The organism is Pinirhizobacter soli (genome assembly GCF_015905305.1).
Taxonomy (GTDB): Bacteria; Pseudomonadota; Gammaproteobacteria; order Xanthomonadales; family Rhodanobacteraceae; genus Pinirhizobacter; species Pinirhizobacter soli.
Window position 1 is genome coordinate 1,152,209 of record NZ_JADZLQ010000001.1, and the last position, 16,939, is coordinate 1,169,147.

The 16,939-nt window shown below is 64.6% G+C and carries 14 protein-coding genes; 3 read left to right on the forward strand and 11 right to left on the reverse strand.

Annotated elements, in window-relative coordinates:
- Positions 1–2 precede the first annotated feature (2 nt).
- Genes NDK18_RS04755 through NDK18_RS04800 form a run of 10 tightly spaced genes read right to left on the reverse strand, consistent with a single transcriptional unit; the run spans position 3 to position 11,191 of the window.
- The gene (locus tag NDK18_RS04755; protein WP_250627222.1) at positions 3–1,136 is read right to left on the reverse strand and encodes a GNAT family N-acetyltransferase; all 1,134 of its coding nucleotides are present in this window, start codon (positions 1,134–1,136) and stop codon (positions 3–5) included.
- The gene (locus tag NDK18_RS04760) at positions 1,133–2,677 is read right to left on the reverse strand and encodes an oligosaccharide flippase family protein (RefSeq protein ID WP_250625459.1); all 1,545 of its coding nucleotides are present in this window, start codon (positions 2,675–2,677) and stop codon (positions 1,133–1,135) included. Before NDK18_RS04760 ends, NDK18_RS04755 begins: the two co-directional genes overlap by 4 nt.
- A complete protein-coding gene (locus NDK18_RS04765) occupies positions 2,674–4,290 on the reverse strand; it encodes an AGE family epimerase/isomerase (protein WP_250627223.1) in 1,617 nt (538 codons plus the stop codon). Before NDK18_RS04765 ends, NDK18_RS04760 begins: the two co-directional genes overlap by 4 nt.
- A 10-nt stretch (positions 4,291–4,300) precedes the next feature.
- The gene (galE, locus tag NDK18_RS04770; protein WP_250625457.1) at positions 4,301–5,305 is read right to left on the reverse strand and encodes a UDP-glucose 4-epimerase GalE; all 1,005 of its coding nucleotides are present in this window, start codon (positions 5,303–5,305) and stop codon (positions 4,301–4,303) included.
- Positions 5,302–6,132: an alpha/beta fold hydrolase gene (locus NDK18_RS04775; RefSeq protein ID WP_250625456.1), complete on the reverse strand. Its 831-nt coding sequence runs from the start codon at positions 6,130–6,132 to the stop codon at positions 5,302–5,304. The genes galE and NDK18_RS04775 overlap by 4 nt, the downstream gene beginning before the upstream one ends.
- On the reverse strand, positions 6,129–6,899 hold the full coding sequence (locus NDK18_RS04780; RefSeq protein WP_250625455.1) for a serine aminopeptidase domain-containing protein: 771 nt from the start codon (positions 6,897–6,899) through the stop codon (positions 6,129–6,131). The genes NDK18_RS04775 and NDK18_RS04780 overlap by 4 nt, the downstream gene beginning before the upstream one ends.
- A complete protein-coding gene (locus NDK18_RS04785) occupies positions 6,896–8,227 on the reverse strand; it encodes an outer membrane beta-barrel protein (protein ID WP_250625454.1) in 1,332 nt (443 codons plus the stop codon). Before NDK18_RS04785 ends, NDK18_RS04780 begins: the two co-directional genes overlap by 4 nt.
- A gap of 30 nt (positions 8,228–8,257) precedes the next feature.
- The gene (locus NDK18_RS04790) at positions 8,258–9,007 is read right to left on the reverse strand and encodes a P-loop NTPase family protein (protein ID WP_250625453.1); all 750 of its coding nucleotides are present in this window, start codon (positions 9,005–9,007) and stop codon (positions 8,258–8,260) included.
- Positions 9,004–10,554, reverse strand: a complete 1,551-nt coding sequence (locus NDK18_RS04795) for an XrtA system polysaccharide chain length determinant (protein ID WP_250625452.1) — start codon at positions 10,552–10,554, stop codon at positions 9,004–9,006. Before NDK18_RS04795 ends, NDK18_RS04790 begins: the two co-directional genes overlap by 4 nt.
- A 13-nt stretch (positions 10,555–10,567) precedes the next feature.
- Entirely contained in the window at positions 10,568–11,191 is a 624-nt protein-coding gene (locus NDK18_RS04800; RefSeq protein ID WP_250625451.1) for an XrtA/PEP-CTERM system exopolysaccharide export protein, read from the reverse strand.
- A gap of 190 nt (positions 11,192–11,381) precedes the next feature.
- Between NDK18_RS04800 and NDK18_RS04805 the strand changes: the two genes are divergently transcribed.
- The 3 genes from NDK18_RS04805 to NDK18_RS04815 all read left to right on the forward strand — a co-directional run bounded on the left by NDK18_RS04805 (position 11,382) and on the right by NDK18_RS04815 (position 16,055).
- Positions 11,382–12,038, forward strand: coding sequence for a DUF502 domain-containing protein (locus tag NDK18_RS04805; RefSeq protein ID WP_250625450.1), 657 nt, complete (start codon positions 11,382–11,384; stop codon positions 12,036–12,038).
- Positions 12,038–13,843, forward strand: a complete 1,806-nt coding sequence (locus tag NDK18_RS04810) for a M14 family zinc carboxypeptidase (protein WP_250627224.1) — start codon at positions 12,038–12,040, stop codon at positions 13,841–13,843. Before NDK18_RS04805 ends, NDK18_RS04810 begins: the two co-directional genes overlap by 1 nt.
- Positions 13,844–13,916: 73 nt before the next feature.
- The gene (locus tag NDK18_RS04815; RefSeq protein WP_250627225.1) at positions 13,917–16,055 is read left to right on the forward strand and encodes a M13 family metallopeptidase; all 2,139 of its coding nucleotides are present in this window, start codon (positions 13,917–13,919) and stop codon (positions 16,053–16,055) included.
- Positions 16,056–16,159: 104 nt separating this feature from the next.
- Here the strand turns inward: NDK18_RS04815 and NDK18_RS04820 are convergent, their stop codons facing one another.
- Positions 16,160–16,717 carry a glycoside hydrolase family 24 protein gene (locus NDK18_RS04820; protein WP_250627226.1) on the reverse strand — a complete coding sequence of 186 codons (558 nt, stop codon included), beginning with the start codon at positions 16,715–16,717 and terminating at the stop codon, positions 16,160–16,162.
- Positions 16,718–16,939: the final 222 nt, after the last annotated feature.

Sequence of the window (16,939 nt, forward strand, 5' to 3'; positions counted from 1 at the left end):
GGTTATTTCTGGCGTAGCCGGCGCGCCATGCGATAGGCCGCGCGCATGGGCCCGACCATGGCAAAGCGCAGGCGTGCAGCCGGACCGCGAACCAGGTACAGCGACGCGCAATGCGCCTGGTCGGTGGCCAGTACGCGCTTGTACTGGTTGTCGCCGTAGCCGAAGTCGATGGTCTCGCCCGGATGGCGTGCCATGAGGTCCTGCACGGCCTGGAACACCAGCGCCGAACCCACACCCAGCGCCGCGAAGGCCTCGTCGTATCCGGTGTCGTCGAGCAGGTAGCGGCCGCCGAGGCGGTAACCGTGCACGTAGGCAACGGGTCGCTCCCCCAGCAGCAACATGTGCCCGACGATGCGCCCACTGGAAGCGAGCGTGGCGAAGCACGCACGCCTGGCAGGCTCGTTCCAGTCGATCGCCTGGGCGTCGGCGTGCCAGCTGCGGGCATACACCTGGTTCATCAACGCACAGTATTCATCCATCTCCCCAGGCGTGGTGAACACGCGCAGGCGGGCGCCATCGCCGAGCTTCTTGTACACGTTGCGTAAACGGCGTGTCAGGTCGTTGCGCTTCTTCGAGTCCATGCCGGCCAACCAGCCGGCGGCATCGGCCTGCGGTGCAATCGTCCAGTTCACCTGGTCGAGCAGGTTCGCGGCAACGCTTGAAAACCCCCGGCCGGGCCCCGCGAGTGCCTGCATGAAGGTATTGGGAAGCGTCGTCTCCTGGATACGCAACACCCTTGCGCCACGATCGGCCCGCAGCAGCATGGCGATGGCAGCCTCCGCCGCTGCGCGGGATGACGGCTGGGCCACCACCCCGCTACCGAGCAGGCGCAATACGCGCCCCCGATACACCCCCAGACGATGGTCGCCGAAGGCAATCCGTGCGTGGTGGTCTTCGACCAGGAACGGCGCGTAACCAAGCAATCGGCCGCGGTCGTCGCGGGCCAACAGGACATGCGCCCGCGCCCGGTCGCCGCGGCTTGCCAATTCGTAAGCGAGCCAGTCCGGGTGCTGCACGGGCGAGGATGCCGCGCCAGGCATTTCCGCCAGGCGGGCCAACTCGCCATGCATGGCCGAGAGTTCCTGTGCCGAATCCAGCACAAGGCGCGGCAGCCGCGCATCAGAGGTGTAGATCATGGCAATACCCTCGCTGGCCCTTGCAGCATTTTCAGCACCGCCATCAGCCAGCGGCCGGGTGGCCCCAGCCGCCGCGTGATCGCCCCGATCATCAACATGTCGTCGTTGTTCCAATAGCGAACCAGCACGCTGGCGGGCACGTAGACAAAGGTGAATACCGCGCCGCCGACGACGAAGCCGAAGCGGCCGGGAGTGGCCTCCCCGGCAAGCCAGGCCAGGGCCGTGGCAAGCAATGCCACCGCCAGCAGGCGCGACATGGCTGCCAGCGGCATGCCGCCGCGCGTGGCCCGGCGCAGGTAGTACACGGCAAGGGCAAGTTCCGTCACGCGCGTGCCGGCATAAGTGAGCACCGCGCCGGCGAGGCCGAAGGACGGAATCAGCAACAAGCCCAGCAAGGCATTGGCCGCCAGCGCAAACACGGTGATGCGCACACGGTCGGCCTGGCGATCGACCACCGTCTGGAAAGCGGCAATGCCATTGCCGATCAACAACAGGCCGGCCAGCACCAGCGTCGCCTCGATGGCGGGAATGGCCTGCGCATATTTCTGGCCGTACAGCAGCGTCACCAGGCCCGGGGTGGTGACCATGCCGATCCCGGCAATGGCAAGGCCCACCGCCCAGTAGAAGCGCGTGGCCTCGGAAAGGAACCGTGTGGCGTGCTCCTGGCCGCGTTCGCCGTAGGAACGCGCCATGTACGGCAGCAAGGTGGCGGTGAGGCCCACCGAGAACAGCTGCACGGCGCCGCGGGTGAGCGTCTGCGCGATGGCGAAGAATCCCACCGCCGTCGGCGACGCCAGCGCATTGAGCAGGAAGATCTCAATGGTGCCAGCCTTGAGCGAGCCCAGCAGCACCAGCACGGCGGTCAGGCGAAGATGCACGTTGATCCGCGTGCGCAGCGTTGCCGGCACCTCGCCCACTTCGGGCGGACTGCAGTAGCGGCGATAGGCCACGCGGTTGAACAGGTTCAGCATCAGGCAGGCCACGGCGAACAACGCGACGAAGGCAAGCAGGCCCGCGTGCAGCCACGTGGCCGCGATGATAAGCACCACGCCGATCAGGCCCGCCAGCACCGTGGCGATGGCCTCCGGTTCGAACCGCTCCTGACCCTTGGCGATGGCCACCAGCATCGCGTAGTTGGCCTTGGCCACCACCGCCACGGCCACCAGGGCTGTTACCGGCAGCCAGAGGTCGGACCACTCGGTGGGCCGGGTGATCCAGGTACCGAGCACGAACAGGCCGATCACCACCACTGAACTGATGGTCTGCACGCGCCCCAGGCGCCAGGCGATGTGCGCTGCGATCGAACGCGCGCCCGCTCCGTCGGCCTCGGCGATGAACTTGGTGCTCGAGGTGGTCAATGCATGGTTGCTGCAAGTGATCAGCCAGCCGCACAGCCAGATGGTGAATGCGTAGCGGCCGAAGTCCGCCGGCCCCAGCGCGCGGGCGATCCAGATGCTTACCACCAGGCCCAGTGCGTATTCGATATACGTGGACACCGAAACGATGGTGACGCTGCGCAGTACTTCCAGCCGCCTGTTCATGGCGAAGCCCGCCGCGCGGCCATCGGCGAGCCGGACAAACCGGCGCCCGCCGGCTGGCTCATCATCCACTGGGCCACGCCGCTGCCCCGGTTGTTCCAGTTGAAGCGGCGAAGCGTGTCGTTCTGCGCCGCACACCCGGCGGCGTACGAACCGCCAATGGCACGGAAACGCTTTTCGTAGGCCGCGCCGTCCGCGGCGTCCGCATCGAAGTAACGGGCCGCGGCAACCGCCAGGGCCAGTTCCACCGTATGTGCGTCGCTGTACCAGCCTTCCGATTCCTGGATCTTCATCAGCTGCGCCTGGGTGGCGTGGCTGGACGACCAGTACCAGGCGATCTGGCCACCGGGTCCTGAACAGGAATTTCGCCAATCGTGCGGATTCACAAGCATCGCGCCGTCGATCCAGCCGTAACGCTCCAGGTAGTGCCCATAGGCTGCGATCATGGGCGGGATGCGTGCATCGTTGGTGGCAAGCCAGGCATGCCACAGGCCGTCGATGATGTTCTCGCTCATCCACGGCGATGTTCCGCGGACATCGGTAGCCGGGTTCCAGTCGTCGTTTTCGTGCAGGTTCCAGCTGTTGCGCCACGACCCGTCATCGCCCAGGCCATCGGGATTCTTTGCCTGGTGGTCGGCAAGCCAGCCCACGCGCGCACGTATCTGCTCCAGGTAACGCGTGTCGCCGGTCAGTTCATAACCACTGACAGTCTCGATCAGGCCAAGCCCTGCCAGTCGCTCAGTGAAATAAGTGGAGGGCCGCTCATAGGGACCGGGCCGCGTGTTCCAGCCACCGGAATCCCACAACGCCATCATGTTGTCCACGGTGGCACTGTCGTGGGCGCCATCGTCCCCCAACAGGCCCATCGCCAACACGATGGGCTCGACATAAACGTACTTCACGTCGCACGGCTTGCCGCCGAGCGTCCAGCCGCCCGCGCACGATGGATGGATCGCCATGCCGTCGCGCTTGATGTACTTCATATAGAAGCGGTAGCTCTCGGCAGCCGAGGCGAGGTAGTCGGCGCGACCGGTGCGTACGTAAGCCTTGAACAGGGTGGTCGGCCGATCGAACAGCCAGGCCGTCGGATCGTCCGTGGGAAGTGCGCGCGCCCACTGGAACTGGCGATCGACGTAAGCAGCGTACGCCTCGCCGCTGCGTGCCGCCCGCTGCGGCCCGGCGATCAGCGAATCGCACAACCAGGCCGCATCCAGGGTGGCGATCACCGCCGGCACGCGGACACCATGACCGCCATCGACAAGGCCAGTGTCATAGGGAACTGGCGTGAACTGTTTCGCGCGGGGTTTGCCAAGGTCGAAGCTGAAGCGGGTCTCGCCCTTGGCAAGGGCGCTTGAGAACTGCACCCTTACCGCGCGAATGGATGCATCGCCGCCCACCCAGTGCAAGGTCGGCTGCACCGCGGCGGGAATTTCCTCCCCCCCGGCATTGAGCACGCGCAGCAGCCTTGCATCGCGCAGCGCGCCGGGGGGAAACGGAATGCCCACGGATACCAATCGCGGCGTCGTACTTGCGGCATCGCTGTGCACGATGATCGCTTGCGATCCGACGGCAGCCAACGGCAGCAGAAGCAGCAACACGGCCAGCCAACGGATCACCGCTGCCACCTCACGCCGCGCTTGTCAACGGCGCTTCGCGCCGTAACAGCGTCTCTTCCCATTGCAGCGCCGTGGCCACGATGACATCGAGGTCGTCATACCGCGGTGCCCATCCCAGGCGCTGCTGGAGGCGGTCCGAGCATGCGATGAGGTGCGGGATATCACCTTTCCGGCGCGGCAATTCCACCACGGTGAGCGGGCGGGCGGCGGCACGCTGCACCGATTCGATCACCTGGCGCACGCTGTAGCCATGGCCGTAGCCGCAATTGAGCACCAGGCTTTCGCCATCCTGGCGCAGGTGGTCCAGGGCGTTCAGGTGCGCGGCAGCGAGGTCTTCGACGTGGATGAAGTCGCGGATGCCGGTGCCATCGGGCGTGTCGTAGTCGGTGCCGAAGATCGACAGGCACTCACGCTTGCCCACGGCATGCTCGCAGGCCACTTTTACCAGCAGCGTAGCGTTGGGAGTCGAGTGACCGATGCGGCCCGTCGGATCGCAACCGGCCACATTGAAATAGCGCAGGATCACATGGCGCATGGCACCGGTGGCGCAATGGTCGCGCAACATCGTCTCGGACATCAGCTTGGACGTGCCGTACGGGTTGATCGGCGCGGTGGGCGTGTCTTCGTCGGCGATACCCTCGGCGGTGATCCCGTACACCGCCGCGGTGGATGAGAAAATGAACTTGTCCACACCCACTTCCGCGCAGGCGGCCAAAAGGTTCCGCGTGTTGCAGGTGTTGTTGCCGTAGTAGCGCAGCGGATCGGTTACCGAATCAGGCACCACGGTATGCGCTGCGAAATGCATCACCGCGTCGACCTGCCAATCGGTGAGCACGCGCGTTACCAGGGCCATGTCACCGACGTTGCCGACGATGAGCTCGGCGCCCACCACCGCGTCGCGGAAGCCGGTGGATAGGTTGTCCAGCACCACCACGCGGTCGCCGCGCCGGGTGAGCTGCTGCACCACATGGCTGCCGATATAACCGGCGCCGCCGGTGACCAGGACGGTTTTCATGGTTGTACTCCCGCGTGCGCCACCGGGAAGCTGGCACCGAGCCAGTGCTCGATGCTGTCCAACAGGCGGTGGCGATCGCCGGTCAGGATGTAGGTGTGGTCGGTTTCCTTGAGGAAACGCGTGTAGATGCCAGGGTGTTTCACCAGCGGCCCGAACTGTTCGCCGAACTGCCGCTGGTGGTTGAAGTAGTTGCTGATGCCGCCGCTGTAGATCAGGCAGAGTTTCAAGCCCCGATCGAGCATGCTGGCCAGGTCGGCCTTCACCACTGCCTGCGGCAGGGGCGCCACGGAAAACACAGGCTCGGCATTCTTTTCCGCAGCTTTGGGCGCACCACGCGACAGCAGGCGTTTCCAGCGCGCAGGATCGATCAGGCGCGGCAGGTAGTACCGCAGTTTGTAGCCGAGGGTGCGGTAGGCATAACCATCCAGAAATACCGCCCCCGCCACCCGGGCTTCGGTGCAGGCCACCGAATGCGCGTTCTGCGCTCCGGAACAAAGGCCCACAAGGACGAAGCGCGAACACCCGGCCTGCCTTTCCAGGAGGCTCATCGCATCGTCGACGTCCGCACGCACCTGCTCCACGCGGGTACGTGATTCCTGGGAGGCGCCGCTGTCGCCCAGGGTGGACAGATCGAATCGAAGCGTAGGGTACCCGCGGGCATTGAGCCGCCGGGTCATTTCAACATGCAGGCGGAACGGGCCGATGCGATTGACAAGGCCCGCATTGAGCACGATCACGCCTACACCATCACTCGCTGCCGCCGGCAAGCCGGCGATACCCACCAGGTGTCGGGCGCGGCCGAAACGGAAGGCCTGTTCCTGCATCATGCGGCCTCCCGGACGTGGCCCGTCACGGTCTGGATCAGGGGGTGGGACAGGATGGCCATCTCCAGCCGGGCCAGGTCGTCCCAGGGGGTCGGTGGCTGCAGGCTGCGTATCACCGCCTCGCGCACGCTCAGGCTCCTGGGAATTTCCTGGCCGATCGTATCGAGCACCAGCAATGGCACGGGCGATGCCTCCAGCTTCAATTCAACAAGCTGGTGCCGAAGCCGGTCCGAAACGTTGAAGCCCAGCCACTGCGCCGATACATCCGAGACCATGCGCGGCTGGCTGAACCGCTGCGCGTCCATGCCCATCGCCGCCTGCATGGCGTCCAGCCGGGTGACATAGGCGTGCCCGTCCAGGATGGGATCCCAGGCGACGATGCCGGCCAACTGAGCGGCCGACGCCGCGCCAAGGCCGATGTTGCCGCCCAGCCTTGCGCCGAAGGCGGTGACCCGCCCCGCTCCGCTGCGGGTACGCAATTCGTGTGCCGCCAGCACCGTATCGGCGATGCACCGGGCAAGATCGACATCGGCGCTGGCGCCTGCCGAATCGCCGGTGCCGTAGTAGTCGAAGCGCAGCACCGCGACGCCGTCGGCCACCAGCGCCTGGGCCAGCTGGCGGTAAAGCCGGTGGCAGCGGATCTGGTCCTGGCCCAGCGGCGGGCACAGCAGCACGGCCTTCCGCGGATGGCCGCCACTGGCGTGGTACATGCCAAACAGCTCACGCCGCGGCCCGAAGAAGAATGGCAGTTCAGCGTCGTCGTCGATCATCGCCGGTACACCACGCCCACAAAGATTTCGTTTTCGCGATAGCTCTGGCCGGCGGCGTTGCTGTCGCGCTTCTCGCGCGAAATCGCCGCGCGCCAGCTCCAGTGCGATGTAAGGGTGTGCTGGAAAGCCGCGCCAAAGCGCCAGGTCTTGTCGGTGCGGGAAATCACGTTGTAGTCGAGCTTTTCCGCGGTAGCGAACAACGACAGGTCCATCGTCGGCCGCACGCGGTAGGTCAGCGCGGCGCTTCCGCCGCGGCCGGTCTGGTCGAAGGTGTGGTCGTTGATGTACTCGAGCTTGCGGAACATCGGCGAGACGGTGAACGACAGGCGCGTGCCCTGGTAGGAATAACTGGCCTGCAGTTCACGCTGCAGGTACACGTCCGAGTCGACCACGGTATTGCCGACCACGGTGTTTCCGCCAAGGCTGGTCTGTCCTGGCCCCGGCTCCAGGGTGGAACTAAGCACGAATGGCGACAGCGGGGTTGAGAGATCCTGCGCGGCATCGGAGAACTGGTAGGCACCGGAAATGCCAAAAGAACTCCGCGTGGTCGGCTGCCAGCCGATAGCCGCGCGCAGCAGCGGCTTGGATTCGGTGCCGCCGTGATCGAAGTCCAGGCGCGAGTAGCCCACTGTCAGGTCGGCGTCGAAATGCGCCAGCTGGCTGGTGTAGCGCAGGAACCCCTCGTCGCGGCTGTAATTGGAGCCGGCGGCATCGTTCTGGAAGGTCACCCGCTGCGTCTCGACGTTCAACGACACCACGTCGGTGGGACTTATGTCGCGGAACAGCCGGCCAGCCAGTACCCCGCGGGACGAATTGAAATCATCCACCTTCGAGGCGTAGCTGTTGATGTAGTGCAGTTCCACCTGGCCGCGCATGGCATCGCCGAAGCGAAGCTTCAATACGGGCCCCAGGGTCAGCACATTGGTCTGCTGCTGGTTATCCGGCGAGTCGCTGGCCAGCGAATCCACCGGACGGACGCCTGCATAGTCGGCCACGGTGAAGTCCAGCCGGCTGGGAATCACCGTCCAGTTGCCGGTGGCGGCAAGTTCCGTCTGCGTCGTATCGTCGAAGCTGCTGGTGGCGTAGTGGCGGTATTCCACGGTCCCTGCCACGTTGGCCTGGAAAGTGGAGCCCTGCTGCAGATAGGTGAAGTTGGCACCCGGAATGAAAATATTCGCCGACTGTGGATTGTCGGTGGAAAGTGCAACGTTGTTGCTGTGCTCGATGCCCCCGTACAGGGAATAATCGAACTGTCCGGCGCAAACGGCCGTCGGCCCGGCGGCCAACGCCACCAATACCGCACCCGCCACGGCCCTTCGTGCCAGCATGCCCCTGCTCCCTTCCCCTGCCGGCACCCGTCAGGGCGCCTGGTTGAAAACCACGCCGGCGAGCTTGCCCGGCTCGAAGTTGGCCACGGCCGTGCTGATCGCGCCGGGGGTATCGCGGCCGTAGCCGGCCACCACCACCACGAAATCGGCAAGGTCGGCCAGGATGCGTGCGTCGGGCGAGCCCTTGATCGCCGGCCCATCCAGGAACACATAGCGGTCGTTGTAGCGTGAGCGCAGCGAATCAAGCACGGTGCGCATGCGCGATGACGAGAAGTACTCGCTGCTGTTCTCCCGCGCCTTGCCCGCCGGGATCAACCGCAGGCGCGGGATACCGGTGTGGTAAAGGATGCGTTCGATGCCCAGCGATGGATGCTCCAGGTAGTCGATCAGGCCACCGTGGCCGACCTCCACGCCCAGGGCGCGATGCTGTTCGGGATAACGCAGGTTGCAGTCGAGCAGCAGGCTGGTGCGTGCCTCGTCGAAGGCAAAGGCCGCGGCAAGGTTGCGTGCCACGAAGCTGCCACCGGAGCGCGGGCTCACAGGCACCACCAGGGTGACGAAATTCCCTTCGCCGGCAAGCCCGAGCAGGCGCGTGCGGATGTTGCGGAAGGCATCGGACTGAAGCCTCACCGATTCCTCGCGATGGATCAGCCGGCGTTCTTCCAGCTGCAGCGGCGCCAGGGCACCACCCGGTTCCTCCATCCTGGCGATCGAATGGCCAGTACCGCGGGTGAATTCCGCCGAGGACACCACGGTCGAATCATTGGTCGACGCGTTCATACCCACCCCTTCAGGCGAAGCCAGAAAACCACCAGGTACACGACCGCGACACCGGCCACGATGAAACCAAGCAGGGAATTACGTACCCGGTCGCGGCGGCGATCGCGCGGCGTGGGGTAGTAGGGAATGGCGGCGAGCACGGTAAGCCCGGTCCCCTGCTCCAGCTGCCACACCGAGCGCACGCGCGGGTCGAAGCGGGTCACGCCGAAGAGCAGGCCAAAGGGGATGGCCAGCGACAACGCCACACCAGCCAGGCCGAAGTGCATGAAGCGGATGCCGGTGGGCTGCAGCGGCATCACCGCCGGGTTCTGTACCAGGAAGGTCAGGCCGCGCTGCTCGGCATCGAGGTTCATCGACACGCGGGCGCTCTCGCGGCGCTTGAGCAGATCCTGGTAGACGTCGCGGTTCACCGTGTAGTCGCGGGTCAGCTCCGAGGTGACGTTTTCGGAATTGGCGATGCGGCGGCTACGCTCCAGTTCGTTCTGCAGCATTCCCTCGCTGGCGCCGATACGGGCACCGGCGGCGGCCGCCTCGCTGCGTGTGGCAGCCAGCTGCATGCGCAACTGCTGGTACATCGGATTCATCTGGGTGCCGTTGTCCACCGGGATCGGCACGCCGGCCATCCTGGCAGCGTTGCGGCGTGCTTCCTCGCCCTGGGCCTGCACGCGCAGGTCCTGGATCTGGTGGCGCAGGCGGATCACGTCCGGATACGAATCGGTGTAGGTCAACAGCAACGTGTCCAGCTGCTGCTGCAGCGCTGCCATCTGCGTCTGCGCCACGCCCTGCGCGGTCTGCACGGCGTTGACCTCCGACTCGCCCGATAGCTGCGCCTGGATCGCCGCGGCCTGGGAATTCTTCTCCATCAGCATCATGCGCGTGTTTTCGATCTGGTTGCGCAGTTGGCCGATGCGTGCGTTGGTGTCGGTCTCGCTGCCTGGGCGCGCATCGGCGTTGGCGTCGCGATAGGCCTTGAGCTTGTCCTCGGCATCGGTGAGCTTGGTCCGATAGGCCTCGACCTGGCTGTTGATGAAGTCGTAGGCGTCGCGGCTTTCCTGCTGCTTGGAAGCCAGGCTTTCGGAAATGAACAATTGCGCGAACTGCCGCGTCACCAGGAAGGCGCGCCGCGGGTCCGAATCGAAATAGGAGATGGTGATGATGTTGTCGCGCGTGGTCTGCAGGTTCGTGCGCGACTTGATGCCTTCGATGATCTTGTCCTGCTCGATCGGCGTCGGGTTCGTCGCCATCCAGCCGCCGGCCACCAGGATCTCCGACAGCACCTTACGGCTGAAGATCACGTCGCGGGCGATACCGGCGCGGTTCTTGTTCCCCGTGGTCGAGGCTGCGCCCTCCATCAACGGCGTGATGATGCTGCTTTCCTGGGCCAGGATGGTGGTGCTTGCCTCGTATTTGCGCGGCCACAACAGGCCCGTCGCCAGGGCCGCCAGGGCTATGGCGGCAAATACCAGGGCAATGGCCAGCCGGCGACGCTTCGCTTCGCTGACCAGCGCCGGCAACAGGCCGCTCAACGGCATCAGTTCACCACTCATCGGTTTCCCCTCTTCAAAACGCGCGTTGCGGCACGGTGATCACGTCACCGGGCTGTACGGGGTAGTTGTTGGCAAGGTCACCCTGCTGGAGGATCTTCTCCAGGCGAATCGCGTACGACGTGGTCGCCCCCGTCTCGCCGTGGCGGTAGAGTTCCGTGCGATCGGGCGCTGCGAATTCGGTGGTGCCGCCAGCGGCCAGCACCGCATCGAGCACGGTCATGCCCTGCCGGTAAGGAATGGAAATGGGGCTGCGCACCGCGCCGGTCACCCGGACGCGCGAGAGGTATTCGTGGCTGCGCAGGGCGGTAAGGATCACCGCCACCTGCGGGTCACGGATAAACGAAGAGAGCTTCGCGCTGATTTCCGTCGATACGTCCGCGGTGGTCTTGCCGCCCGCCTCGACGTCGCCGATCAGCGGCACGGTGATCTTGCCGTCGGGCCGTACCGGCACGCTAACGCTAAGGTCGGGGTTGTGCCACACCGTTACCTGCAACTGGTCGTCCACGCCGATCAGATACGTATTGACCGCCTGCGTTGCCGAATCCACTTTGGGCGGCGGTTCGGTGGAACCCCCCGTGGCACACGCGGTGAGCGCGCCTGCCAGTCCTACGGTCGCCAGGAAACGGAGCATCTTCATGAGCATCACTGCCAGTGGCTGGAACTGATGTCACGGTAACCAGATGCCCACGGCAAAACGATTCACTACACGGCTGGAAAGGCTCGTCCATGGCGTCTAGTACTTTGGTTGGGTAGACCTTGAACGGCTCCGGCGGCCCGGGAAAGCCACGTTGCTACACTAGGTATTCCCCCAGCCATTGCCTTTACCCATGCCATCGCTTCGCATCAAACGCTACTTGGTCACGGGCCTGCTCACTTTCATCCCGCTATGGGTGACGTGGCTGGTGCTCTCTTTCGTGGTGAACCTGCTGGCCGGCATCGGCGCGCCCCTGGTGGTAGTTGCCATGCATGCCGTGGGCTGGGTATCGCCTGCCACGGAAGCTGCCATCCGCGACAGCTGGTTTACCTGGCTGCTGGCATTGGTACTTACCCTGGCCACGCTTTACCTGGTGGGCCTCTTGGCCAGCCGAGTGGTCGGCAAGCGCCTGATCGGCGCGTTCGATGCCGTGCTCAACCGCATCCCGCTGGTGCAGACAATCTACGGCGGCACCAAAAAGCTGATGTCGGTACTGCAGAACCAGCCCGGCGGCCTGCAGCGCGTGGTGCTCGTGGATTTTCCCCGTGACGGCATGAAAGTGGTGGGCTTCGTCACCCGGGTCATGGTGGAGGAACACTCAGGAAGGGAGATCGCCGCGGTGTATATCCCCACCACGCCCAACCCTACCGGCGGTTACCTGGAACTGGTGCCCGTGGAAGAACTTACGCCTACCGACTGGACCATGGACCAGGCGATGGCCTTCATCATCTCCGGCGGCGCCGTTGCGCCGGACACCCTGCCATCCCGACTGCCCGTGGAAGGACACTGATGCGCCGTATCGCCTTGGCCCCTGCCCTGCTTGCCACCCTTGCCATGGTTGCCCACGCCTGGGCGACCCCTTCCCCGGACAAGGGGACATGGACAACCCCCGCCGAGGCTTCGGCTTTCCATACCACGCCCGACTACGCCACCACGGTGGACTACCTCAAGCGCCTGGTCACGGCTGCCCCGGGGCGCCTTCAACTGATGTCCTTCGGCACCACGCCCCAGGGCCGGCCGATGGAAGTGGTCGTGGCAAGCAATGTCCCTGGCATCACCCCCGCCGTGGCCCGCGAGCGTCACCTTCCTGTGCTGCTGGTGCAGGCAGGCATCCACCCCGGTGAGATCGAGGGCAAGGACGCCGGCCTTTTGCTGCTGCGTGACCTCGCCCTGGGCGGCAAATTCAAAGGCGTGCTCGACCATGTGGTGCTGGTGTACATCCCGGTGTTCAGCGTCGATGGCCACGAGCAGTCGAGCCCCTATAACCGCATCAACCAGGACGGCCCCGAATCGATGGGCTTCCGTGGGCAGTCGCAGTACCTCAATTTGAACCGCGACTACATCAAGGCCGATGCGCCGGAGATGCTCGCGTGGCTTTCGCTCTGGAACACGTGGCTGCCGGATTTCCTGGTGGACGTGCACACCACCGATGGCGCGGACTACCAGTACGACCTCACCTGGTACACCGAGGATCCGCACAAGCTCGATCCAGGCATCGATGCCTGGCAGCGCGCTACCCTGGCGCGGGTGATGCCGGCCTTCGATCGCATGGGGCATTTGAATTCCCGTTATCTTGAATTCAAGGACGGTCGGGACATCACCAAGGGCATCGAGAATTTCGGCTCCGGGCCACGCTTCTCCACCGGCTACGCGGCGCTGCAGAACCGCCCGGCGCTGCTGATCGAAACCCACATGCTTAAATCTTACGAAGTGCGCGTGCGCGCCACGTACGATCTGGTGGCCCAACTGCTGCGGGATATCGCGGCACATCCGGAAGAACTTACCGCCGCCACCACGAAGGCCGATGCCGCCACCGTCGCCCGGGCTTCGAAGTTGAGTGCCAGCGTGCCGATCACCTTCAAACCGGATCCGGCCACCACCACTCGGGCGTTGAAGGGCTACGCCTTCAGCCAGACCAAGAGCGACGTCTCCGGCGACATCTGGGTGCAATACGACCCAACGAAGAAAAAGACCTACCAGATCGAAGACCAGGACGGCCTGCTGCCGGACATAAGCATCACGCCGCCAGCGGCCTACGCCGTCCCCGCCCAGTGGACGCAAGCCATCGCCCGGCTCGACGCCCACGGCATCACCTACCACAGGCTCTTAGCGCCCCTCACCGTCGATGCCGACGGCTACCAGCTGGACAACCCGGTCTGGGCCTCCAAGCCCTTCGAAGGGCATCTGATGCTGCAATCGTTCACCCAGGCAACCGTCAAGCGCCACGTGACCCTGCCGGCAGGCTCGGTGATCGTGCCGATGGACCAGCGCGCCGCCAACGTGGCGATCGAACTGCTCGAGCCCCAGGCACCTGATTCGCTCCTGCACTGGGGTTTCTTCGATGCCACCTTCGAGCCGAAGGAATACGGTGAACCCCGGGTACTGGAGGCCCTGGCCCGCAAGATGATGGACTCCGATCCTGCCCTCAAAGCCGAATTTGAGAAAAAATTGAACGACGACAAGGCGTTCGCCGCCAATGCCCGGGCGCGGCTGTTTTTCTTCTTCGTACGCTCGCCCTGGTACACCGTGCAGGGCGTGGGGGCCTACCCCGTGCTGCGGTTGCAGCAGAAACCGGCGTTACCTTCGACACTGTAGACACCATGACTTTTTGCCTAGTCTCGACCGTCACCCCCGGCCGCCGGGGTCGTTTCCACACAGAGGGACATCCATGACCACCCAGTTCATCAAGCCGCTGGCGCTCGCCGTCAGCCTGGCCCTGGCGGCTACCGCCTGCGGCAAACACGACGATGCCGCCCCCGCCAGCACGCCGGCCCCGTCACAGAGCGCCGCCAGCGCCTCGACCGCCGCTGCCCCGGCCGCCGCCGCGTCCGCAGCCGGCCCGACGTTCAACATTGCCGATATCGACACCTCGATCCAGGCCTGCGACGACTTCAACGGATTCGTGAACTCCAAGTGGATCGCCGCCAACCCGATCCCGAATGACCGCACCCGTTGGGGTGCGTTCGACAAGCTGGCCGAAGCCAGCCTCAACACCCAGCACGATATCGTTGACTCCGCAGCCAAGAACGCCGACAGCGCGGCTGCAGGTTCGGTCGAGCAGAAGATCGGCTGGCTGTATCACTCGGGCATGGACGAAGCCTCGGTCGACCGCGCGGGCATCGATCCGGTCAAGCCGCAGCTTGAGAAGATCGACGGCCTGAAGACCCCGGCCGACCTTGTCGCCTTCATCAACGACAGCTTCTCGCACGGCGACAGCAAGGTGTTCGACTTCAGCTCCGGCGCCGACTTCAAGAACGCCAAGATGCAGATCGGCTACGTGAATCAGAGCGGCCTGGGCCTGCCCACCAAGGACTACTACACCAAGCCCGAGCACGCGGAGCTACGCAAGCAGTACGTTGCATACATCGCCAAGACCCTGCAGCTGGGCGGCGTGGCCGAGGCCGACGCGCAGAAGCAGGCGGACGCCGTGATGAAGTTCGAAACGCAATTGGCGGCGGCCTCATTGGCGCCGGTGGAACTGCGCAAGCCGGAAAACCAGTACCACTTCGTCTCGGTGAAAGATGCCGACAAGATCACCCCGCACTTCAACTGGGAGAAGTTCTTCGACGCCCAGGGCGTGAAGGTCGACAAGGGCTTCTCGGTGTCGCAGCCGAAGTTCTTCGCCGAGTTCGACAAGATGCTGGCCGCCACTCCGGTCAACGATTGGCAGGCGTACCTGCGCTTCCATGCCATCGACGACGCCTCGCCGTACCTTTCGAAGAATTTCCAGGACAACAAGTTCGACTTCTACGGCAAGACGCTCGCCGGCCAGCCGGAACAGAAGCCCCGCTGGAAGCGCGTGCTGACGGCGGTGAACTCGTCCATGGGCGAGGCGCTGGGCAAGCTGTACGTCGACAAGGTGTTCCAGCCCGAGGCCAAGGCCCGCGCGCAGGAGCTGGTGGACAACGTGCGCAATGCACTGAAGGTGCGCATCCAGAACCTCGACTGGATGAGCGACGCCACCAAGGCCAAGGCCATCGCCAAGTGGAACACCTTCCTGCCCAAGATCGGCTACCCCGACAAGTGGCGTGAGTGGTCGGGCCTGAACGTCAAGAGCGACGACTACTACGGCAACGTGATGGCCGCGGCGGACTTCAACTACCACTACGACATCGCCAAGATCGGCCAGCCGACCGACCGCAAGGAATGGGGCATGACCCCGCAGACGGTCAACGCCTACTACAACCCCACCGACAACACGATCAACTTCCCGGCCGCGATCCTGCAGCCTCCGTTCTTCGATGCAAACGGTGACGACGCCATCAACTACGGCGGCATTGGCGCCGTGATCGGCCACGAGGCCAGCCACGGCTTCGACGACCAGGGCAGCCAGTTCGACGGCGACGGCAACAACGAGAACTGGTGGACCAAGGACGACCGCACCAAGTTCGACGCCCGTACCGCCAAGCTCGTGGCCCAGTTCAACGATTACGCCCCGATCAAGGACAAGCCCGATGCGCACGTCAACGGCCAGCTGACCCTGGGCGAGAACATCGCCGACCTCGGCGGCCTGAACGTGGCCTACGACGCGCTGCAGGAAGCGCTTAAGAAGAACCCGAAGGAAGCTGACGAGAAGATCGACGGCTACTCCCAGGACCAGCGTTTCTTCCTGAACTGGGCCCGCGTATGGCGCGGCGCCATCCGCGAGAAACAGGCGCTGCTGTATCTCAACGTCGATCCGCACGCCCCGGCCCAGCTCCGCGCCATCGGCGCCCCGTCGAACATGGAAGCCTTTGCCAAGGCTTACCAGTGCAAGCCGGGCGACAAGATGGTCCGCGACGCCGATCACCAGGTGAAGATCTGGTAATCGAAGCGGCTTGATGGAAGTACAAAACCCCGCCCTCGTGGCGGGGTTTTTTTTGCGGAAATAGGAATCGAAGTATGGCCGACAGGCGCTTGGGCACCACACTTTCAGTCACCCTCACGCAATCCTAGCCACACCCATACTTGCAATCTGAGGTGGTTGGCCTCGGACGGCTGTGGACTAGCCGAGCCAGATATCCGGCAATTGCGGCATATCCAACAGGCGACACCGAACTTCCTACCTGCTGCCAGGTAGGTTCGCTGCATGGCGGTGTTTGTGTCCTGCCCATAAGGCGAACCGGGAAAGCTGGCCCAGCAGCTTTTGCACTTATCGATGGCAAGCGTTAGGCGCCCGGCCCTGATGTCTTCCAGGGCCTTGCACTCGCGAATGACCTGGATGGCCCAGATGTCCTGGCTCACCGGTCCGAAGTCAGGGAGCGCCATCTGCTCCTGATAGGCACGCCAATAGCGGACCATGAACTGGTAGCGGCCGGCGGCATCGGAGTTCATGGCCGCGTTGTGCACCATCGGGGGTTCGGCATAGCTCTTAAACAGCAGCGGCACGGCGGCCGTAGAGCCCACCAGGACGTTGTAGCCGTCGTCCGACCGAGCGAGCAGGTCGCTACCGATCTCCGACCAGGCGGGCGCATATCCAGAAATGTGCACACGTTCTCGCCGCCAGCCTGATCTGCGGCGATCGGGCCATAGCTGGATCCTCGAATAAGTGGCCACCGTCGCAGAGGGGGAGGCTGCGACGATGCCCGGCGCCCCCGATGAGGACGGCGCGGTGGAGGCGGCACCTGGATTCGAACCCGGGACTTCCGGGTTATGGGCCCAGCGATCTGACCGCTGATCTATCCCGTCAAAAACGAAAAAGCCCCGGCTTTG

Bases quoted from the DNA above. Each gene is read 5' to 3' on its own strand.
- NDK18_RS04755 (WP_250627222.1), bottom strand. From the start codon at position 1,136: ATGATCTACACCTCTGATGCGCGGCTGCCGCGCCTTGTGCTGGATTCG.
- NDK18_RS04760 (WP_250625459.1), bottom strand. From the start codon at position 2,677: ATGAACAGGCGGCTGGAAGTACTGCGCAGCGTCACCATCGTTTCGGTG.
- galE (WP_250625457.1), bottom strand. From the start codon at position 5,305: ATGAAAACCGTCCTGGTCACCGGCGGCGCCGGTTATATCGGCAGCCAT.
- NDK18_RS04775 (WP_250625456.1), bottom strand. From the start codon at position 6,132: ATGATGCAGGAACAGGCCTTCCGTTTCGGCCGCGCCCGACACCTGGTG.
- NDK18_RS04780 (WP_250625455.1), bottom strand. From the start codon at position 6,899: ATGATCGACGACGACGCTGAACTGCCATTCTTCTTCGGGCCGCGGCGT.
- NDK18_RS04785 (WP_250625454.1), bottom strand. From the start codon at position 8,227: ATGCTGGCACGAAGGGCCGTGGCGGGTGCGGTATTGGTGGCGTTGGCC.
- NDK18_RS04790 (WP_250625453.1), bottom strand. From the start codon at position 9,007: ATGAACGCGTCGACCAATGATTCGACCGTGGTGTCCTCGGCGGAATTC.
- NDK18_RS04795 (WP_250625452.1), bottom strand. From the start codon at position 10,554: ATGAGTGGTGAACTGATGCCGTTGAGCGGCCTGTTGCCGGCGCTGGTC.
- NDK18_RS04800 (WP_250625451.1), bottom strand. From the start codon at position 11,191: ATGAAGATGCTCCGTTTCCTGGCGACCGTAGGACTGGCAGGCGCGCTC.
- NDK18_RS04805 (WP_250625450.1), top strand. From the start codon at position 11,382: ATGCCATCGCTTCGCATCAAACGCTACTTGGTCACGGGCCTGCTCACT.
- NDK18_RS04810 (WP_250627224.1), top strand. From the start codon at position 12,038: ATGCGCCGTATCGCCTTGGCCCCTGCCCTGCTTGCCACCCTTGCCATG.
- NDK18_RS04815 (WP_250627225.1), top strand. From the start codon at position 13,917: ATGACCACCCAGTTCATCAAGCCGCTGGCGCTCGCCGTCAGCCTGGCC.